This is a genomic window from Streptomyces sp. NPDC091682 (assembly GCF_044756625.1).
In the GTDB taxonomy this organism is placed as follows: Bacteria; Actinomycetota; Actinomycetes; order Streptomycetales; family Streptomycetaceae; genus Streptomyces.
Genome location: NZ_JBIVTH010000008.1, coordinates 88,759 through 106,372 on the forward strand (window position 1 = coordinate 88,759; position 17,614 = coordinate 106,372).

13 protein-coding genes are annotated in these 17,614 nt (G+C 72.7%); 5 read left to right on the top strand and 8 right to left on the bottom strand.

The features are described from left to right. Positions 1-29: 29 nt before the first annotated feature. Positions 30-3,941, bottom strand: a complete 3,912-nt coding sequence (locus ACIQK6_RS19855; RefSeq protein ID WP_329095073.1) for a Pls/PosA family non-ribosomal peptide synthetase — start codon at positions 3,939-3,941, stop codon at positions 30-32. A 236-nt stretch (positions 3,942-4,177) separates the two neighbouring features. Here ACIQK6_RS19855 and ACIQK6_RS19860 point away from each other — a divergent pair, with 236 nt between their 5' ends. Next, entirely contained in the window at positions 4,178-4,786 is a 609-nt protein-coding gene (locus ACIQK6_RS19860; protein WP_329095075.1) for a hypothetical protein, read from the top strand. A 28-nt stretch (positions 4,787-4,814) separates the two neighbouring features. Here the strand turns inward: ACIQK6_RS19860 and ACIQK6_RS19865 are convergent, their stop codons facing one another. Beyond that, positions 4,815-5,225 (bottom strand): Fur family transcriptional regulator, encoded by a 411-nt coding sequence (locus ACIQK6_RS19865; RefSeq protein WP_329095078.1) that lies wholly within the window; start codon positions 5,223-5,225, stop codon positions 4,815-4,817. Between the two features lie 391 nt (positions 5,226-5,616). Here ACIQK6_RS19865 and katG point away from each other — a divergent pair, with 391 nt between their 5' ends. Further along, complete coding sequence (gene katG / locus ACIQK6_RS19870; RefSeq protein ID WP_329095080.1) at positions 5,617-7,848, top strand: catalase/peroxidase HPI; 2,232 nt, start codon at positions 5,617-5,619, stop codon at positions 7,846-7,848. A gap of 36 nt (positions 7,849-7,884) precedes the next feature. Here katG and ACIQK6_RS19875 read toward each other — a convergent pair whose 3' ends face one another. From ACIQK6_RS19875 to ACIQK6_RS19895, 5 genes are all read right to left on the bottom strand, one after another. Continuing rightward, a complete protein-coding gene (locus ACIQK6_RS19875; RefSeq protein WP_329095082.1) occupies positions 7,885-8,847 on the bottom strand; it encodes an alpha/beta hydrolase in 963 nt (320 codons plus the stop codon). Positions 8,848-8,973: 126 nt separating this feature from the next. After that, positions 8,974-9,357, bottom strand: coding sequence for a hypothetical protein (locus ACIQK6_RS19880; RefSeq protein ID WP_329095083.1), 384 nt, complete (start codon positions 9,355-9,357; stop codon positions 8,974-8,976). Between the two features lie 126 nt (positions 9,358-9,483). Further along, positions 9,484-9,909, bottom strand: coding sequence for a secondary thiamine-phosphate synthase enzyme YjbQ (locus ACIQK6_RS19885; protein WP_329095085.1), 426 nt, complete (start codon positions 9,907-9,909; stop codon positions 9,484-9,486). 272 nt (positions 9,910-10,181) lie between these two features. Continuing rightward, positions 10,182-11,009 carry a PaaX family transcriptional regulator C-terminal domain-containing protein gene (locus tag ACIQK6_RS19890; protein WP_402695178.1) on the bottom strand — a complete coding sequence of 276 codons (828 nt, stop codon included), beginning with the start codon at positions 11,007-11,009 and terminating at the stop codon, positions 10,182-10,184. A gap of 100 nt (positions 11,010-11,109) precedes the next feature. Beyond that, entirely contained in the window at positions 11,110-12,453 is a 1,344-nt protein-coding gene (locus ACIQK6_RS19895) for a phytase (protein WP_402695179.1), read from the bottom strand. A gap of 329 nt (positions 12,454-12,782) precedes the next feature. Here ACIQK6_RS19895 and ACIQK6_RS19900 point away from each other — a divergent pair, with 329 nt between their 5' ends. From ACIQK6_RS19900 to ACIQK6_RS19910, 3 genes are all read left to right on the top strand, one after another. Further along, a complete protein-coding gene (locus tag ACIQK6_RS19900; RefSeq protein ID WP_329107390.1) occupies positions 12,783-14,168 on the top strand; it encodes an MFS transporter in 1,386 nt (461 codons plus the stop codon). Between the two features lie 132 nt (positions 14,169-14,300). After that, a complete protein-coding gene (locus tag ACIQK6_RS19905) occupies positions 14,301-15,047 on the top strand; it encodes a response regulator transcription factor (protein WP_329095091.1) in 747 nt (248 codons plus the stop codon). Continuing rightward, entirely contained in the window at positions 15,044-16,480 is a 1,437-nt protein-coding gene (locus ACIQK6_RS19910) for a HAMP domain-containing sensor histidine kinase (RefSeq protein ID WP_329095093.1), read from the top strand. Before ACIQK6_RS19905 ends, ACIQK6_RS19910 begins: the two co-directional genes overlap by 4 nt. A 4-nt stretch (positions 16,481-16,484) precedes the next feature. Here the strand turns inward: ACIQK6_RS19910 and ACIQK6_RS19915 are convergent, their stop codons facing one another. Then, the gene (locus ACIQK6_RS19915; RefSeq protein ID WP_329095095.1) at positions 16,485-17,507 is read right to left on the bottom strand and encodes a TAXI family TRAP transporter solute-binding subunit; all 1,023 of its coding nucleotides are present in this window, start codon (positions 17,505-17,507) and stop codon (positions 16,485-16,487) included. Positions 17,508-17,614: the final 107 nt, after the last annotated feature.

Genomic DNA, 17,614 nt, shown 5'->3' on the forward strand with positions numbered 1-17,614 from the left:
TGCTGCCTGCCGCGGCGCGGACGGCCCGGTCAGGACCGCCACGCCTCGATCGGGTTGCCCAGCCAGCGGGTGTCGGCGGGGACGGATTCCCCGGCCATCACGAGGGATGCGGGGCCCAGTGTGCTGCGGGCCCCCACCGTGCTCCCGGGCAGGACGATTCCGCCCGGGCCCAGGGTGGCGCCCTCACGGAGCACCACAGTATCCGTCCTCAAGATCCGGTCGTGGAAGAGGTGCGTCTGCAACACACAGCCGCGGTTCACGCTGACCCCGTCGCCCAGCACGACCAGGTCCGTCTCGGGCAGCCAGTAGCTCTCGCACCACACGCCCCGACCGATCCGGCCGCCGAGCGCACGCAGCCACAGGGACAGCACCGGCGTGCCGGGCACCGATCCGGCCAGCCACGGCACGGCCAGTACTTCCACGAAGGTGTCGGCCAGCTCGTTGCGCCACACGAAACCGCTCCACAGCGGGTGCTCCCCGGTCCGGTGCCGGCCCACCAGCAGCCATTTGGCGGTCACCGCGACCGCGCAGGCGGCCCCTCCGGCGGTGAGCAGGACCGCTCCGGAGAGCAGCGCGGCTCCCCAGATCCCCGGACCGCTCCACGTGATCAGCGCACAGAGCGCTGCCGCGGTCAGCACGGCCAGGGCGACCGAGCAGAACACGGGGAGGAGTCGGCACAGCTCCACCAGCCCGCGCGCCCACAGCAGCCGCGCGGGCGGCTCGTACGTCCGGCTCTGGTCGGCGTCGGCGGTGGACCGGGGCAGCCGCACCGGTGGGAGCCCCAGGTAGGAGCTGCCCTTCTTGGCCTTCTTGGGGGTGGCGGACAGGACGCCGACCAGTCCGTCGTCCGGCACGGTGCGGCCCGGGGCGGTCATGCCGGAGTTCCCGAGGAAGGCGCGGCGGCCGATCTCGGAGTGGCCGATGCGCATCCAGCCGCCGCCGAGCTCGTAGGGGGCGGTGAGGGTGTCGTCGGCGAGGAAGGCGCCTTCGCCGACGGTGGTGAGGCTGGGCAGGGCGAGCACGGTGGACACCTCGGCGCCCCGGCCGATCTTCATGCCGAGCAGCCGCAGCCAGACCGGTGTGATCAGCCCTGCGTACAGCGGGAAGAGCGTCTCGCGGGACAGGTCCATCAGCTGGGTGACCGTCCATGCCTGCCAGCCGACCCTGCTGTGCGTCGGGTGGGTTCCGGTCCGCAAGCCCAGGCTGAGCAGGCGTACGGAGACCAGCAGTAGGGCCGCGTACGCGAACCCGAAGGCGAGCGCCGCGGGCACCACGGCGAGCAGCGCTCCGCGCAGGGCTTCGGTGAGCCCGGCGTCGGCGGGCACGAAGCGGCCGGCGACGAGCAGGGCGGGCAGGGCGGCGAGCACGGGCAGGGCCGTGAGGCCGAAGCCGGCCGCGCCGTAGGCGGCCCGCCAGGGGAGTCCGCGCGGTGGGCGTTCCCCCGGCCAGTTGTGCTTGGCCTTGCCGAGTTTCCCGGCGGGTGCACCGGCCCAACGCTGGCCGGTCGGGACCTGTCCGACGACGGCGGAGCCGGGGGCCACCTCGGCGCGCTTTCCGACGCGCGCACCGGGGAAAAGAATGCTGCGGGTGCCGACGACCGCGCCCGCGCCGACCTTGATCGCGCCGATCTCCAGGTGGTCCCCGTCCAGCCAGTGGCCGCAGAGGTCCACCTCGGACTCCACGGCGCAGCCGCGGCCGAGTTTGAGCATGCCCGTGACCGGGGGCAGGGAGTGCAGGTCCACCTCGGGGCCGATCTTGGCGCCGAGGGCCCGACCGTAACGTTCCAGCCAGGAGCCGGTGAGGGAGGTGGCGCCGGCGCATTCGGCCAGTCGCTCGGCCGTCCACAGCCGCAGGTGCACGCTACCGCCGCGCGGGTGGCGTCCGGCCTGTACGCCGCGCAGCAGCAGGCGGGCGCCGCCGGCCGCGATCGCGAGCCGGCCCGGCGGGCTGAAGAGCAGCAGCGCGCCGGCGGCGACGAGCCACCACGAGGCGGTCGGCGCCCACGGGAAGGTCCCGAAGCCGTGCAGGACGTTGCCGAGGGTCAGCAGGACGACCGTCCAGCGCAGGCCGATCAGGGTGAACAGCGGGAGCAGCAGGAGCGACTGCGCCACCTGGGAGCGCAGCGGGACCGGTGCGACGGTGCGGGCCGCTCCGTCGTCCTGGACGGACTTCTCCAGGTGCCGGGCCAGCTTGCGCAGGGTGGGCTGCTGGTAGATGTCGAGGACGGCCGCGCTCGGGTAGCGGGTGCGCAGCCGGGTGGTGAGCTGGGCGGCGGCGAGGCTGCCGCCGCCGATCGCGAAGAAGTCGTCGGAGGCGCTGGTGACGGTGACCCCGAGGGTCTCGCTCCACTGTTCGGCGAGCCAGGCCTCGGTCCCGTAGAGCTGCTCGGTGGGTCCGGAGGTCTCCAGGCCGGGCAGCGGCCAGGGCAGCGCGTTCCGGTCGACCTTGCCGGAGGTGCGGGTGGGCAGCTCAGCGACGGGTGCGAGGAGCGGGACGAGGGCGGCGGGCAGCTCGGCGCGCAGCCGGGTGACGGCCGCCGCGTGGTCCCAGCCGTCCTGGGTGACGAGGTAGCCGACGAGGAGCTGGTTGCCGCTGCGCGCGGTGCGGACGGCGGCGGCGGCGCCCGCGACCCCGGGCAGGGCCTGGAGCGCGGCGTCCACCTCGCCGAGCTCGATCCGGCGGCCGCCGAGTTTGATCTGCTCGTCGGCGCGCCCGAGGAAGACCAGGCCCTCCGGTTCGGCACGTACGAGGTCGCCGCTGCGGTAGGCGCGCTGCCAGCCGAGGGATGCGAGCGGGGCGTACTTCTCGGCGTCCTTCTCGGGGTCGAGGTAGCGGGCGAGGCCCACGCCGCCGATCACGAGCTGGCCGCTGCCGCCCATGGGCACCGGTTCCCCGGACTCGTCGACGACGGCCAGTTCCCAGCCGTTCAGCGGGAGGCCGATCCGGATCGGTTCCTCGCCGGTCAGGAGGGCGGCGCAGGCGACGACGGTGGCCTCGGTGGGTCCGTAGGTGTTCCAGACCTCGCGGCCTTCGGTGACCAGGCGCTGGGTGAGCTCGGGCGGGCAGGCCTCGCCGCCGAAGATCAGCAGCCGGACCTCGCCCAGGTCTTCGGGCTCCCACAGCGCGGCCAGGGTCGGCACGGTGGAGACCACGGTGATCTCCTGGTCCACGAGCCAGGGGCCGAGGTCGGCGCCGCTGCGCACCTGGGAGCGGGGTACGGGCACGAGGCAGGCGCCGTAGCGCCAGGCCAGCCACATCTCCTCGCAGGAGGCGTCGAAGGCGACGGACAGTCCGGCCATCACGCGGTCGCCGGGGCCGATCGGCTCCTCGGCGAGGAAGAGCGCGGCCTCGGCGTCGACGAAGGCGGCGGCGCTGCGGTGGCTGACGGCGACGCCCTTGGGCTTGCCGGTGGAGCCGGAGGTGAAGATGATCCACGCGTCGTGCTCGGGGCCGGGGCGGGAGGCGGCGGCGCGGGCACCGGGCTCCGCGGACCGGCCGGAATGGATGCGCTGTCCGCCGCCGAGCACCGCCCGGACCCCGGCCTCGCCGAAGACCAGGTCGGCGCGCTCGTCCGGGTCCTCGGCGTCGACGGGTACGTAGGCGGCGCCTGCGGCCAGGACGGCGAGGACGGCCACGTACAGCTCGTTGGTCCCGGACGGGACGCGGACGCCGACCCGGTCGCCGAGTCCCACGCCGGCGGCCGCGAGGGCCCGGCGCCGGCGCTCGACCTCGACGGCGAGCGCCCGGTAGGTCAATCGGGTGGTTCCGTCGTCGAGGGCGAGCTCGTCGGGGTACGTCCGTACGGTGGCCTCGAAGACGTCGACGAGGGTGCGGGTGGGGGCGGCGGGCCCGGCGGTGAAGCGGGCGGACTTGCCGGACTCCTCCGGCGTCTCCCCGTCGTCGAGCAGAGTGAGTTCACCGCGCTCAGGTGTGACTGCCATCGGCCCTCGCGTCTCGATCCCGGCAGCATCCGGGTCGCCGGCGGAGCCCGGGTCTGCCCAGGTTGTTCCGGCCCAGCGCCAAACAACCCACCAGTCTAGTGCGGTATCAAGGATTTTCTTGTTGAAGCCTTGTGCGTGGCTGGGAAAAGACGGTATTGCGGCTGCGCAATGCGGGGCGCTCGCACGTTCCGGGGCCGTGCGAAGGGCGGACGGAGGATCGAATACAGTCGGCCGATATGACCGATCATGAGGTGCCCGCGCAGCGTTTTCTCGTACTCCATGACTACGGCATGGGCGGATCGTGGTGGTGGGTCCACGCGAGGTCGGTGCGCGAGGTGCGTGAGACGTTCGCGGACGTGGAGGTCGTCGAGACCGCGGACACCCTCCGGCGGGCCGAGAGCTGGGACTTGGACGAGGCCTGGGTCGACGGGACGACCACACCGGACGGGCTGGACGAACTGCGGGCGAAGCGGGAGGCCCAGCGCGGACTCGACGGCTTCGGCGCGCTCGCCGACCGGGAGATCGTGTGGCTGCGGCGGCGCTGGGACTACGGGGACGACGAGGACCTGACGCTCTACCTGATGGAGGTCGGGGCCGACGGTCGTAGGCTGCGCCAGGTCGAGTCGGCCCCGGACGGCCCCGGTGTGCGGAGCGGCCCGGACGACTGGCCCCTCAACCCGCCCGTCGTGGACCTCTTCGACCCCGAGCTGGTGGGCATGGAGATCAGCGGGGCCGAGTTCGAGACGGCCTGGCTCGGTGCCCGGCCCATGGAGTGGCCGCAGGGAGAGGGCGAGGAAGAGGCCGAGGAAGAGGCCGAGGGACCGACCGCGGGGCAGGACGGGTGAGGGACCGAGGTGTGGGGGCGCCTGCGTGCTACGCGCAGTCCGGGCACAGGCCGCGGTAGGTGACCTCGACCCCGGACACCGTGAAGCCGAAGCGCTCGTCCGCCGGGAGGCCGGCCAGGGGGTCGTCCGTGGGGTGGACGTCGCGAATGAGGCCGCAGGTGGAACACACCAGGTGCTGGTGCGGGTGGTGCGCGTTGGGGTCGTAGCGCTTCGCCCGGCCGTCCGTGGTGACCTCCACGACCTCGCCGAGGGCGACCAGTTCGCCCAGGGCGTTGTAGACCGTCGCCCGGGAGATCTCCGGCAACCGCTGGACCGCGCGTGCGTGCACCTCGTCCGCCGTGAGGTGCACGTGGTCGCCGTCGAGGACCTCCGCGACCACGCGCCGCTGGGATGTCATTCGCCAACCACGCCCGCGCAAACGCTCCAGCAGGTCACTCATATCGGCCCACCTATTCAGGTTCGACGGGGTGTCCCGAAGTTTATCGGCGGACATCCTGGATCCGGTCGAAGGTGGACCTGGTGTCCTTCTTGACTTGGATTCCGTCCATCGTAGGATCGGTTTCGTAGATAGCCAAGAGACAGGAAGACTCCAGAGCGGCAGGTGACAAAGACGTGACGGATCACCGCCGAGGAGCTGCCCGGTGCCGACACGTGTGCACCGGCCGCCGGCGTCCCACTGCGCACGACCGTCCGGGACGGTGACCCCTCGGCGTCGAGGCGATCGACGAGGCCGAGCCCATTCGACGGGGCCCTGCGCCCCGCCTGTTCCTTCGCATTCAGTCGCATTCAGTTCCTGAACACCGTGATCCGCCTGGTACGGAAGGATTCCCATGTCTGAGAACCACGATGCAATCGTCACAGATGCCAAATCTGAGGGTGGGGACGGCTGTCCGGTGGCCCACGGGCGAGCCGCACACCCGACTCAGGGCGGCGGGAACCGCCAGTGGTGGCCCGAACGGCTCAACCTGAAGATCCTCGCCAAGAACCCCGCCGTCGCGAACCCCCTCGGTGAGGAGTTCGACTACGCCGCAGCGTTCAAAACCCTCGACCTTCCCGCCGTCAAGCGGGACATCGCGGACGTGCTGACCACCTCCCAGGACTGGTGGCCCGCCGACTTCGGCCACTACGGCCCGTTCATGATCCGTATGGCCTGGCACAGCGCGGGCACCTACCGGATCAGCGACGGCCGCGGCGGCGCCGGGGCCGGCCAGCAGCGTTTCGCCCCCCTCAACAGCTGGCCGGACAACGGCAACCTCGACAAGGCCCGCCGTCTGCTGTGGCCGGTCAAGCAGAAGTACGGCCAGAGCCTCTCGTGGGCCGACCTCATGATCCTCACCGGCAACGTGGCCCTGGAGTCGATGGGCTTCGAGACCTTCGGCTTCGGTGGCGGCCGCCCGGACGTCTGGGAACCCGACGAGGACGTCTACTGGGGCCCCGAGACCACCTGGCTCGACGACGAGCGCTACACGGGAGACCGCGAGCTGGAGAACCCCCTCGGCGCGGTCCAGATGGGCCTCATCTACGTCAATCCGGAGGGCCCGAACGGCAACCCCGACCCGATCGCCGCGGCGCGCGACATCCGTGAGACCTTCCGTCGGATGGCGATGAACGACGAGGAGACGGTCGCGCTGATCGCGGGCGGCCACACCTTCGGCAAGACCCACGGTGCGGGCCCGGCGGAGAGCGTCGGCGCCGACCCGGAGGCCGCCCCGATGGAGGCGCAGGGGCTGGGCTGGGCGAATTCCTTCGGCACCGGCAAGGGTGGCGACGCGATCACCAGCGGTCTCGAGGGAGTCTGGACCAACACCCCGACCACCTGGGACAACACCTTCTTCGAGATCCTGTTCGGCTACGACTGGGAGCTGTTCAAGAGCCCCGCCGGGGCGAACCAGTGGCGGCCGAAGGACGGCGCCGGGGCGGGCACCGTGCCCGATGCCCACGACCCGGCCAAATCCCACGCCCCGACGATGCTGACGACCGACCTGTCGCTGCGGGTCGACCCGGCCTACGAGCAGATCTCGCGGCGCTTCCTCGCGAACCCCGCCGAGTTCGCCGACGCGTTCGCGCGCGCGTGGTTCAAGCTGACCCACCGCGACATGGGCCCGGTCGTGCGCTACCTCGGCCCGGAGGTCCCGACCGAGACCCTGCTGTGGCAGGACCCGCTCCCCCCGGTGACGCACGAGCTCGTCGACGCCGCCGACGTCGCCGTACTCAAGCGGCAGGTCCGTGACTCGGGCCTGACGGTGTCCCAGCTCGTCTCGGTCGCGTGGGCCTCGGCCTCGTCCTTCCGCGGCAGCGACAAGCGCGGCGGCGCCAACGGCGGTCGGATCCGCCTCCAGCCGCAGAGCGGTTGGGAGGTCAACGACCCGGACCAGCTGGCCGGGGTACTGCGTACCCTGACCGGGATCCAGGAGGCCTTCAACTCCGCCCAGAGCGGCGGCAAGCGGATCTCGCTCGCGGACCTGATCGTGCTGGCCGGCGCGGCCGCCGTCGAACAGGCCGCCATGGACGGCGGGTTCGCCGTGCAGGTCCCCTTCACCCCGGGTCGCGCGGACGCGGCGCAGGAGCAGACGGACGTGGAGTCGTTCGCCGCGCTGGAGCCGGCCGCCGACGGGTTCCGCAACTACCTCGGGAAGGGCAACCGGCTGCCGGCCGAGTACCTGCTGCTCGACCGGGCGAACCTGCTGACCCTCAGCGCTCCCGAGATGACGGTCCTGGTCGGTGGCCTGCGCGTACTGGGCGCCAACCACCAGCAGACGCAGCACGGCGTCTTCACCACGACCCCGGGGGCCCTCACCAACGACTTCTTCGTCAACCTGCTCGACCTGGGCACGACGTGGTCGGCGACGTCCGAGGACGGGACCGCCTTCGAGGGCCGCGACTCCGCCACGGGCCGGGCGAAGTGGACCGGTACCCGCGCCGACCTCGTGTTCGGGTCGAACTCGGAGCTGCGCGCCCTCGCGGAGGTCTATGCGAGCGACGATGCGAAGGAGAAGTTCGTGAAGGACTTCGTCGCGGCGTGGGACAAGGTGATGAACCTCGACCGGTTCGACCTCGCCTGAGCGTGACGTCCGGGCCGGCCGACCGGCCGGCCCGGATCACGGCTCCGCGCGGACGCGGCCCACGACGAGCCGGACGGCGCTGATCGTCAGGTCGGGATCGTGCACCTGTACGTAGTGATCGCTCCCGGTGGCCAGGAACTGCGGGGTCTGCGACCCCAACTCCACCAGCTCCTGCTGGACCCGGGGCCAGGCCCGCTCGAGGGTGTCCAGGAGCTCCTTCGGGGACCCGGGCGGGGCGGCGAAGGGTTCCGTCTTGCTGAGGACGGCCATCGGGACCTCGGGCAGCGGGCGCGCGGCGGTGACGGAATCGATCGAGCCGTCGATGTCCACCCTCTCGAACGCGGGTTGCGCGTCGAAGGGCGTGCCGGGTCGGTCGAGCAGCGTGCGGTACGCGGCCCACCGCGCGCCGAAGAGCGCGCGGATGCCGGTGCCGAAGGCGTCGACGAAGACCAACCCTGCCGTCTTCTCGGGGTGCCGCTGGGCGTACAGCCGGGTGATCATCCCGCCGAAGGAGTGGCCGACCAGTACGTAGGGGCCCGGCAGACGGGCGGACGTCACCAGCTCGTCGAGATCGTCGACCATCGCGCTGAGGGAGCGGGTGCCGTCGACCGGCGTGCTGCGGGTGGTGAGCGCCGGCGGGTCGGCGTACCGGACGGTTCCCGGCCGGTCGTAGACGCAGACCCTGGCGAACGCCGCGACGCCGGGGAACACCGCCGGGGACTTCGGTACGGGCGGTCGGGTGTCGGTGAACGTCCAGGTGTCGGAGGAATCGTGCAACCCGGATTCCAGCAGGACGAGGGGGCTGCCGCTCCCCTTGCAGCTCAGATAGATCTTCCGGCCGCCGCCCACCTCGACCTGGCCGGAGAAGTCGCCGGTGGTCGGGACGGAGGAAGGCACGGGCGGTGAGCCGCGCAGTGCCGAAGGGCCGACGCACGCCGGGGCGGCGGCCAGTACCGCAACGACCGCCACGACGGGCAGGAGCGGAATTCGGTGTCGCATCGGTTCTCCGGGTCCCTCGTCGGTGCCCCTCCCCCGCCTCCCCCTTCTCCCCCGATGATCCGGCACGGGGGGCCGCGCGCCCGGCATTGCCGGACGGGGAGTCGCGGCCCCTCGACCACCGGGTCGCTAGGCGCCGGCGGCCACCTGGGCCATCTCCCGTTGCACGGAGCCGAGTTCTTCCTTCCGGTCCAAGAGCACCAGCTGCTCCCGGTAGCGCTCCAGCGCCTTGATGAGCAGGAGGTCCCGGCTCGGCTCCATGGCGTACATGCGGCGCGCGGCGGCGACGGCCTCGGCCCGCAGGGCCAACGCGATCTCGGGCAGGTGTGCGAAGTCCTGGCGGCTGTATTCGTACAACGCTTCGGCGAGCAGCGGCAGATACGCCAGCGGACTCACCTGGACGAGGACGCGATAGGCGGCGACCTCCTGCCGGGCGGGCAGGGTCTGTGATCCGAGGAGGGCGACGCGGGCTCGGAGTACCGCGTCGTGACTGGCGTGCGCTGAATACGTCATGACGGAGATTCTGAAAGCCGCACAGGGGTCCGAACAAGGGCAATTCACTGTGCCCTTGGTCCTACGAAAACAGCCTCTGACCTGTCATGATTGGTACGTCTTCACCCCTGCGAGCTGCGGGGCGGGTCAGCAGCCGAAGAAGGACAGGCGGACCTGACGGCGGGGGTTGTCCCGGTTGGTGTCCACGAGGGTGACGGACTGCCAGGTTCCGAGCTCCAGCACTCCGTCGATCACCGGCAGCGTCGCGTGGGGCGGGACGATCGCGGGCAGTACGTGGTCCCGGCCGTGGCCGGGGGAACCGTGCCGGTGCCGCCAGCGGTCATCGGCGGGCAGCAGGGATGCCAGGGCCTTCAGGAGGTCCTCGTCGCTGCCCGCCCCCGTCTCGATGACGGCGAGCCCGGCGGTCGCGTGCGGCGTGAAGATGTTGAGCAGTCCGCTCCTGCCCCGCGCCACCTCCCCGAGGAACGACGCGCAGGCGTCGGTCAGGTCATGGACGGTCTCCCGGTCACCGGTCGTCACGTCGATGGTGCGTGAGGCGAAGATGTCGGCCATGACCGCATCCTTGCGCCCGGCCGCCCCGCCGGCCCGCAGCCCCGGCCGGTGTCGGCCGAACCGGCCGGCCGCCTGCGCTGATCAGAGGGGGCACGATCCGTCCGCGTCCACGTCCGAGCCCGAGTCCACGTCCGAGTCCACGTCCGAGTCCGCGCTCGGGCCCGGTGGGCGATGGGTCCGGCCTCGGGGCCGCTCCACGTACGGGCCCTGGAGCTGGCCCGGGCGGTGACGGGCGCGAGGCCGACGCGGACGTCGGCGGCGCGGTGGCCCGCTCAGGCCTCGGCCAGGCCGGTGACCTCCTGGACGTGGCGCAGGCCGGGCGGGGCGAGCACCTCGTTCAACTGCTGGAAGATCTGCCGCGCGGCGACCGCGTTCCAGTCCGCGGGAAGCAGTTCGGCGGGCAGTCCGGGGTCGAGGTAGGGCAGGCGGCGCCACTGGGTGAGCATCGGAACGTAGTAGCGGAAGGCCTCGGCGCCGTCGATGGCGGGCCGCTCGGTCAGTCCCGCGGCGAGGGGCCCGTAGGCCTCGGTGAATCCGGCGTACTGCTCCTCGATCGCCGGGAAGTCCCACCACGAGCTGACCGTCCCGGGCAGATCGCTGAAGGCCGCGTATTCGGCGGCGAACAGGTGCACGTACTCGCTGAGTCCGAGCCGGACGAGCATGTCGCGGGCGTCGCCGAGGAGACGGCCGGGTGCCAGCCACACGCCCGGGGCGATGTTCCCGAAGCCCAGCCAGGTCAGCCGGGTGCGCAGTTGGTAGCGGTAGGAGCGCTCGGACTCCGGTACGGAGAAGACGGCCATGGCCCAGCCGTCGCTCAGCTCCGCCGGTTCCAGACTGCCGAAGATGCGCCGGTCGCCCTCGTCGAAGACGGGCTGCGCGCCCGGGCTGAGCCGGTACCCGGTGGCGCCCCGGCGCTCCGGTTCGAGGACTCCCTTCTTCTTGAGCCGGGAGATGGCCGAGCGCGCCGCCGGACCGTCCACGTCCAGCTCGGACATCAGGGTGATCAGGTCGGCGACGGAGATCCAGCCGCCGAGGCGTCGCAGGAACGCCCCGTAGACCGTGTTGATCAACGAGCTGGGCCTGAGGGGACTGTCCGCCATGATCACCTTCCGTCGTGTGCGGTGGTGATCCTATCGACCTGGACGGACCGGGCGCCGCCCAGGTCACGGCCCCGGCGGCGGGGCCGGGGCCGGCCCCGGGTCAGAGTCGGGCGGCCCGCTTGAGCCGGCCCAGGTCCACGAACTTGAAGTCGGTGTCGGTGCGGGCCTCGCCGTCGGCTCCGGTGGTCCGGGGGGTGTTGTGGCCGTCCTGAACGACCAGCAGGCCGTTCGGGAACCTCTTGCCCAGCGGTGCGCTCGTCACCGCGGCGCCGTCGCACTCCTGCGAACCGTCCGGCGAGCCGGGCGTCGCACCGTCACCGATGCGGAAGCCGCGGACGTACGCGTTGTCGTGCTCGCGGTCGAAGACGGCGAAGGTGTCGTCGCCCTGGCTGGATGCGAGCAGGTAGCCGCCGTGGCCGGGTCGCTTCGGGTCGCGCCAGATGGTCAGGCCCTCCACGTCCGCGGAGACGTGCCGGCCGCCGAAGCCGGGGTCCGCGCCCGCGTCGCACTCCTCCGTCCCGGGGTTCCAGGTGCCGGGGACGCCGAAGGAGCGGACCTTCTCGATGAGGCGGGCGGGCGAGCGCAGGTCTGCGTCGAGCTTCCAGATGCCGACGTCCTCCTGACCGGCGTAGAGGTCACCGGTGTCGGGGTCGACGACCATGCCCTCGACCTGGGGCCGCTCCCCCGGTTCGCCGCACGGCTCCCAGCTGTTCCCGTTCGGCAGGGTGAAGGAGGCGGGCAGCGAGGTGGTGCGGACGGTGCGGTAGCCGACCTTGCCCTGGGCGTTCGGGAGCAGTTCGGCCAGTGCGAGGTCGGTGGCGTGGCGCCGACTGGTGACCGCGTACGAGCGACCGTTGCGGCGGTCGGTGTAGGCGGCCAGGCCGTAGGCGGTCCGCTGGTCGTTGACCTCGTCCTGGCCGGCGGAGAAGACCCGCGGGACAGCCGCCTCGTCGGTGACGTCGACCAGCGGGGCGGTGGGCCGCTTCGGGTCGATCCGGTAGACGCGCAGCTGGTCGCGGCCGCGGTCGGAGACGACGGCCACGTCGTGGCGGCCGTCCGGGAAGCGGAGTCCCGTGATCAGGTCGACGTTGTTGAAGCGCCCGGGCTTGTCGCCGTCCCTCGGCGGCGCGGGCGCGGGCAGGGCCTGCACCTGACGTCCGTCCAGGTCGTAGACGCGCAGGCCGCCCTCCTTGGCGGTGGCGATGACCAAACTGGCGTCGGGATCCTTGGTGTTGCGCCAGATCGCCGGGTCGTCGGCGTTCGCGTTGCCGCCGGCCTCGTCGTCGAAGAGGGAGGGCGTCTCTACGGAGGCCGCCACCCGGGGCAGCGACGGTGCCGTGCCGCCCCGGTCCGCCCGGGCGTGCGCCGGTACGGCGATCAGGCCCAGGGCCACCATGGCCGCCGCGGCCACGGCCGGGGTCCGCCTGCTCGGGATCACGCGCATCTTGCCTCCTGTTGGGGGGGGGTACGGGACGGGCCGGCCGCGTGGTGGCGGGGGGCTTCCGGCGTTCCGCGACGGCCGCCCCCACCGTGGGCCATGTTCGGGTGACGACCATGGAGCAGGCGTGGCGTGCGCATGACTGAACGGTGAAATCCGGCGGCTCCCGGGATTTCCCGAAGCTTTCTTAGCGGAACGTTAGATCTGCGCGGCGGACCTTGTCCGGGTACGGCGGCCGCCGCATGCTCTGGACACTCCCCCACCGCCGGGGCCCCGTTCCACCATCCCTCATCAGGGAACTTCCCTCTGGAGCCGCCATGTCCCCGTCCGTCGTCATGCCCGCGTCGCCGCCCGGGGACGAGCGCAGGAAGCGCCGTCTCGCCCTGGTCGGCGGCTCGCTCGGCAATCTCGTCGAGTGGTACGACTGGTTCGTCTACGCCAGCTTCGCGATCTACTTCGCCGATTCCTTCTTCCCCGGCGACAACCCGACCACCCAGCTGATGAACACGGCCGGGATCTTCGCCGTCGGCTTCCTGATGCGTCCCGTCGGCGGGTGGATCCTGGGCCGTGCCGCCGACCGGCACGGGCGCAAGAGCGCGCTCACCCTCACCGTCACCATGATGTCGGTGGCCGCCCTGCTGATCGCCGTCGCCCCGACCTACGACCAGGCCGGCTACTTCGGCGCCCTGGTGCTGCTGCTCGCCCGGCTGCTGCAGGGGATGAGCATCGGCGGCGAGTACGCGGCCAGCGCCACGTACCTGACCGAGGCGTCGGCCCGGAACCGGCGCGGGCTGGGCTCGTCCTTCCAGTACGTGTCCATGACCTGCGGCCAGTTGCTCGGACTGGGCGCTCTGATCACCCTTCAGCACACCCTGACCACGGCCCAGCTGGAGAGCTGGGGCTGGCGGCTCCCGTTCCTCCTCGGGGCGCTGTTCGCGGTGGTCGTCTTCTGGCTGCGGCGCCGGCTGCAGGAGACCGACGCCTTCAAGGAGGAGTCGTCGGCGTCGGCGGAAGCGGGCGGGGACACCCACGACGACAGCACGCGCGGCACTCTGAAGGCCCTGTGGCAGTACCGGCGGCAGGCGGGGCTGGTCATGGCGCTCACCCTCGGCGGCACCGTGGCCTACTACACCTACACCACCTACCTCACCAAGTACCTGGTCGGCAGCGCGGGCATGGAGAAGACCACCGCCACGCTCGTCAGCTTCACCGCCCTGACCCTCTTCGCCGTGCTGCAGCCCTTCGCCGGCATGCTGTCCGACCGGATCGGCCGCCGACCCCTGCTGATCACCTTCGCGGTGGGCTGCACCGTCGGCACGTACCCGATCATGACCGCGCTCGGATCGGCGTCCTCGTACTGGTCGGCGCTCGGACTGTCCCTGCTGGCCCTGGTCATCATCACCGGCTACACGTCCATCAACGCGGCGGTCAAGGCCGAGCTGTTCCCGACCCGGGTGCGCGCGCTGGGCGTGGCGCTGCCGTACGCGATCGCCAACGCCCTGTTCGGCGGCACGGCGGAGTACGTGGCGCTCTGGTTCAAGAACAGTGGGCACGAGACCATGTTCTTCTGGTACGTCTCCGGATGCGCGCTGATCTCCCTCGTCACGTACGTGCTCATGCCGGACACCCGCAACGCCTCGCTCAGCCGCGCCGAGGCCGAGGCCGACGGCGAGCACGGGCAGGGGCGCCCGGCGGCGGCTCCCGCCGAGGCGGCGCGCTGACCCGACCCGGTGAACCGGCGCGTCGGCTCCCGTAAGCTGCTGCGCCGGGTCACGGGAATCCGGACACGGGGGCTCCGGTACGCCGGGCTCCGGTACATCGGCGCTCCGGTCACAGGTCGCGAGGGACTGTCTATGCACGCGCTTCTCGTCGAGGACGACGATCGCATGGCCCGGGCCCTCGGGACGGCCCTCGCCCAGCGCGGGCACACCGTCCGCCGGGTCGGGCGCGCCCTGGACGCCCTGCGGCACGTCCGCGAAGCCGAGTTCGTCCTGCTCGACCTGGGCCTTCCCGATCTCGACGGGCTGGAGCTGCTCCGGCGGCTGCGTACCGTCTGCGACGCACCGCTGATCGTGGTGACCGCGCGCTGCGAGGAGCGCGACATCGTCCAGGGGCTGCGGGCGGGGGCCGACGACTACGTGGTCAAGCCGTTCCGGATGGCCGAGCTGATGGCCCGCATCGACTCCGTACGCCGCCGGACGGATCCGCACCCGGGCCGGGACCCCGCCCCGACCGGGTCCCGGCCCGTGCGCACCGGCGATGTCGAGGTGGACCTCGCGGGTCGCACCGTCACGGTGGCCGGCGCCGCGGTACGCCTCACCCGACGCGAGTTCGACGTCCTCGCCTTCCTTGCCGCCCGCCCGGACGAGGTGCATTCCCGCGAGGTGATCCTGGACCGGATCTGGGGTGACGCCTTCCTCGCGGCCTCCCGCTCCCTGGACGTCCACGTGGCTGGCATCCGCGCCAAGACCGGCCGCTCGGGCCTGGTGCGCACGGTCCGGGGGTTCGGCTACCAACTCGGTACCCCGTCGCCGGGTCCGGACCCGACACCGGCCGCGACCGCCGGCCCCGCCCCCGATGTGCGGGGCGAACAGCGGTGAGGCGCAGGCTGCTGGCGGTGCTGATGGTCCTCATGGGGGCGGCGGCGCTGCTGCTCTGCGTCCCCCTGGCCGACGCCTACGCGCGCGGGCGCACCGAGCACCTGCTCTTGCAACGGCGTTCGGAGGCCGTACGGTTCGCCGACCTCGCCGACCGGATGCGCACCGCCGCCGACCGGGCCGAGCTCTCGGCCGAGATCGGCCGCTACGCCCAGCTGTACGGGGCCGGGGTGGTCGTGGTCGACTCCGCGGGGACGACGGTGGCCCGGTCCGGTACCGGACCGGCGGCCGAGGCCGCCGCGCACGCGGCCACCGACGCCGATTCCCCCGAGGGCGGCCCCTCCGAAGGGACGGAAGCCCGTCGCCGCGCGCTCACCGGCCGCTCGACCGACCGGCTGCCCACCCTTCGCCCCTGGGGACCGCGCACCGTCGTGCTGGCCGAGCCGGTGGGCCGGGACGAGCGGGTGAGCGGGGCGGTCCTGATGGCCGTGCCCACCGGGGCCGCCCGCCGGGACGTGACCGTGCGCTGGTCGCTCATCGCCGCCGGGGCGTTCGGCGCCTTCGCAGCGGCCGCTCTGGTCGCGGCCGGGATCGCACGTTGGCTGATGCGCCCGGTACTGGACCTGGACCGGGCGGTCGGACGGCTGACCGCCGGCAGCCTGCAGGCCCGGGCCGTGTCCGACACCGGTCCGCCGGAACTGCGCCGACTGCGGCAGCACTTCAACACGATGGCGGAGGCGATGGCCGACTCCATCGGCCGACAGCGCGACTTCGTCGCCGATGCCTCCCACCAGCTGCGCAATCCGCTGGCCACCCTGGTACTGCAGCTGGAGAACGTCGAGCCGCACATCGCGCCCGGGCCGGGCCTGGCCGAGCACGGCCGCGCGCTGGACGAGGCGGAGCGCCTGGAGGAGCTGCTCGACGGCCTCCTGGCGCTCGCCCGTGTGGAGTCGGGCACGGCGGAGTCGGGCGACGAGGACGTGTCGCGGGCGGTACGGGACCGGGTGACGGCCTGGGCCCCGGTCTTCCGTGCTGCTGAGGTGGAGCTCGAGGCCACCGGCCTCGCCGAGGGCCTGCGGGCGCGCGCCCTGCCCGACGCCGCGGGCCGGATCCTCGACGCGCTGCTCGACAACGCCGTGAAGTTCGTCCCGCGCGGCGGCCGCGTCGAGGTGTGCGCGTCGCGCGCGGCGGACGGGAGCGCCGCCGCGGTCGTACGCGTCGCGGACGACGGCCCGGGGGTGCCGCAGGAGCAACTGCCCTTGCTGTTGCGCCGTTTCGCGCGCTCGCCAGAACACCAGAACATCCCCGGCAGCGGCCTGGGGCTGGCCATCGCCGACGAGATCGCCCGGCTCAGCGGCGGCCGGCTCGACATCCGCGGCAACGAGCCGCACGGCCTGGTGGCCGAGCTCCGGCTGCCGCCCCCTCCTCCCGAATGAGGTCTCAGCCGTACACCGAGCGGTAGTGGGCGGCCGCGCCGGGGTGGAGCGGGACCTCGCCGGTGGAGATCGCGAAGCGGGGCTCCAGCCGGACCCCCGCCGTCACCTCCCGCAGTAGGTCGCGCCACCGCTCGAACACCACCCGGAGCAGGTCACGTACCGCGCCCTGCGGTACGTCGGCCCGTGCGAGGACGTAGTTGCCGACGCCGATGGTTCCCACCGGCTCCGTCAGCCCGTACACGCCGGCCGGCAGCGTGACCGCCGAGTAGACGGGGCCGTGGCGCTCCCGCAGCGCACCGACGTGGGCGTCGAGCGGCAGGAACCGCAGCGGCAGCTCGCGCGCCAGGTCCGCCAGGGCCGGTGTGGGCACCCCTCCGGACCAGAACAGCGCGTCGACCGAACCCTCGCGCAGTGCGCTCACGGAGGCGGCGAGGCCCAGCTGCCGCTCGTCCGCCGCCGGCGCCACGGTCGCGGGCGCGGACGCGGGTGCGGGTGCGGGCGCGAACTCGGATGCGGGTGCACCGCTCAGCCCGGCCGCCCGCAGGACCCGGTCCGCCACCACCTGCACCCCCGAGCCCGCTGCGCCCGCCGCGACGGGGCGCCCGGCGAGATCCCGCACCGAGCGCACCGGCCCGTCGGCCGGGACGAGCAGGTGCGTGTAGTTCACGTAGACCCGGGCCAGGGCCGTGGCGGCGGCCGGCCGGGGAAACGGCTCCCGCCCCAGCACCGCGTCCTCGGCCACGTCCGCCATGGCCAGGGCCAGCTCCACGGAGCCGTCGTCCAGCTTCCGCAGGTTGTCCACGCTGGCCGCGGTGCTCACCGGGACGATCTCGATCGGGCGGCCGCTCGCAGCGACGGCCTGCGCGAGGGCCTGCCCGAACGCGTTGTACGGCCCGCCCTCGGGACCCGTCGCGAGCCGCAGCCGCCGTACCGGTCCGGAACCCCCCGAGCAGCCGACCGGCGCCCCCACCAGGACACCGAGGCCGACGCCCATCATCCGTCGCCGGGTCATCTCTGCACTGGTCACGGCGGAAGCCTAAGGGTGCCGTAGCTGGCGTCGCGCGCCCGCCGGGGATCGCCACCGGGGCATAGAGCCCGCCACTTCGGCCGGTCGTTCCGGCCTCCCTTGATGCT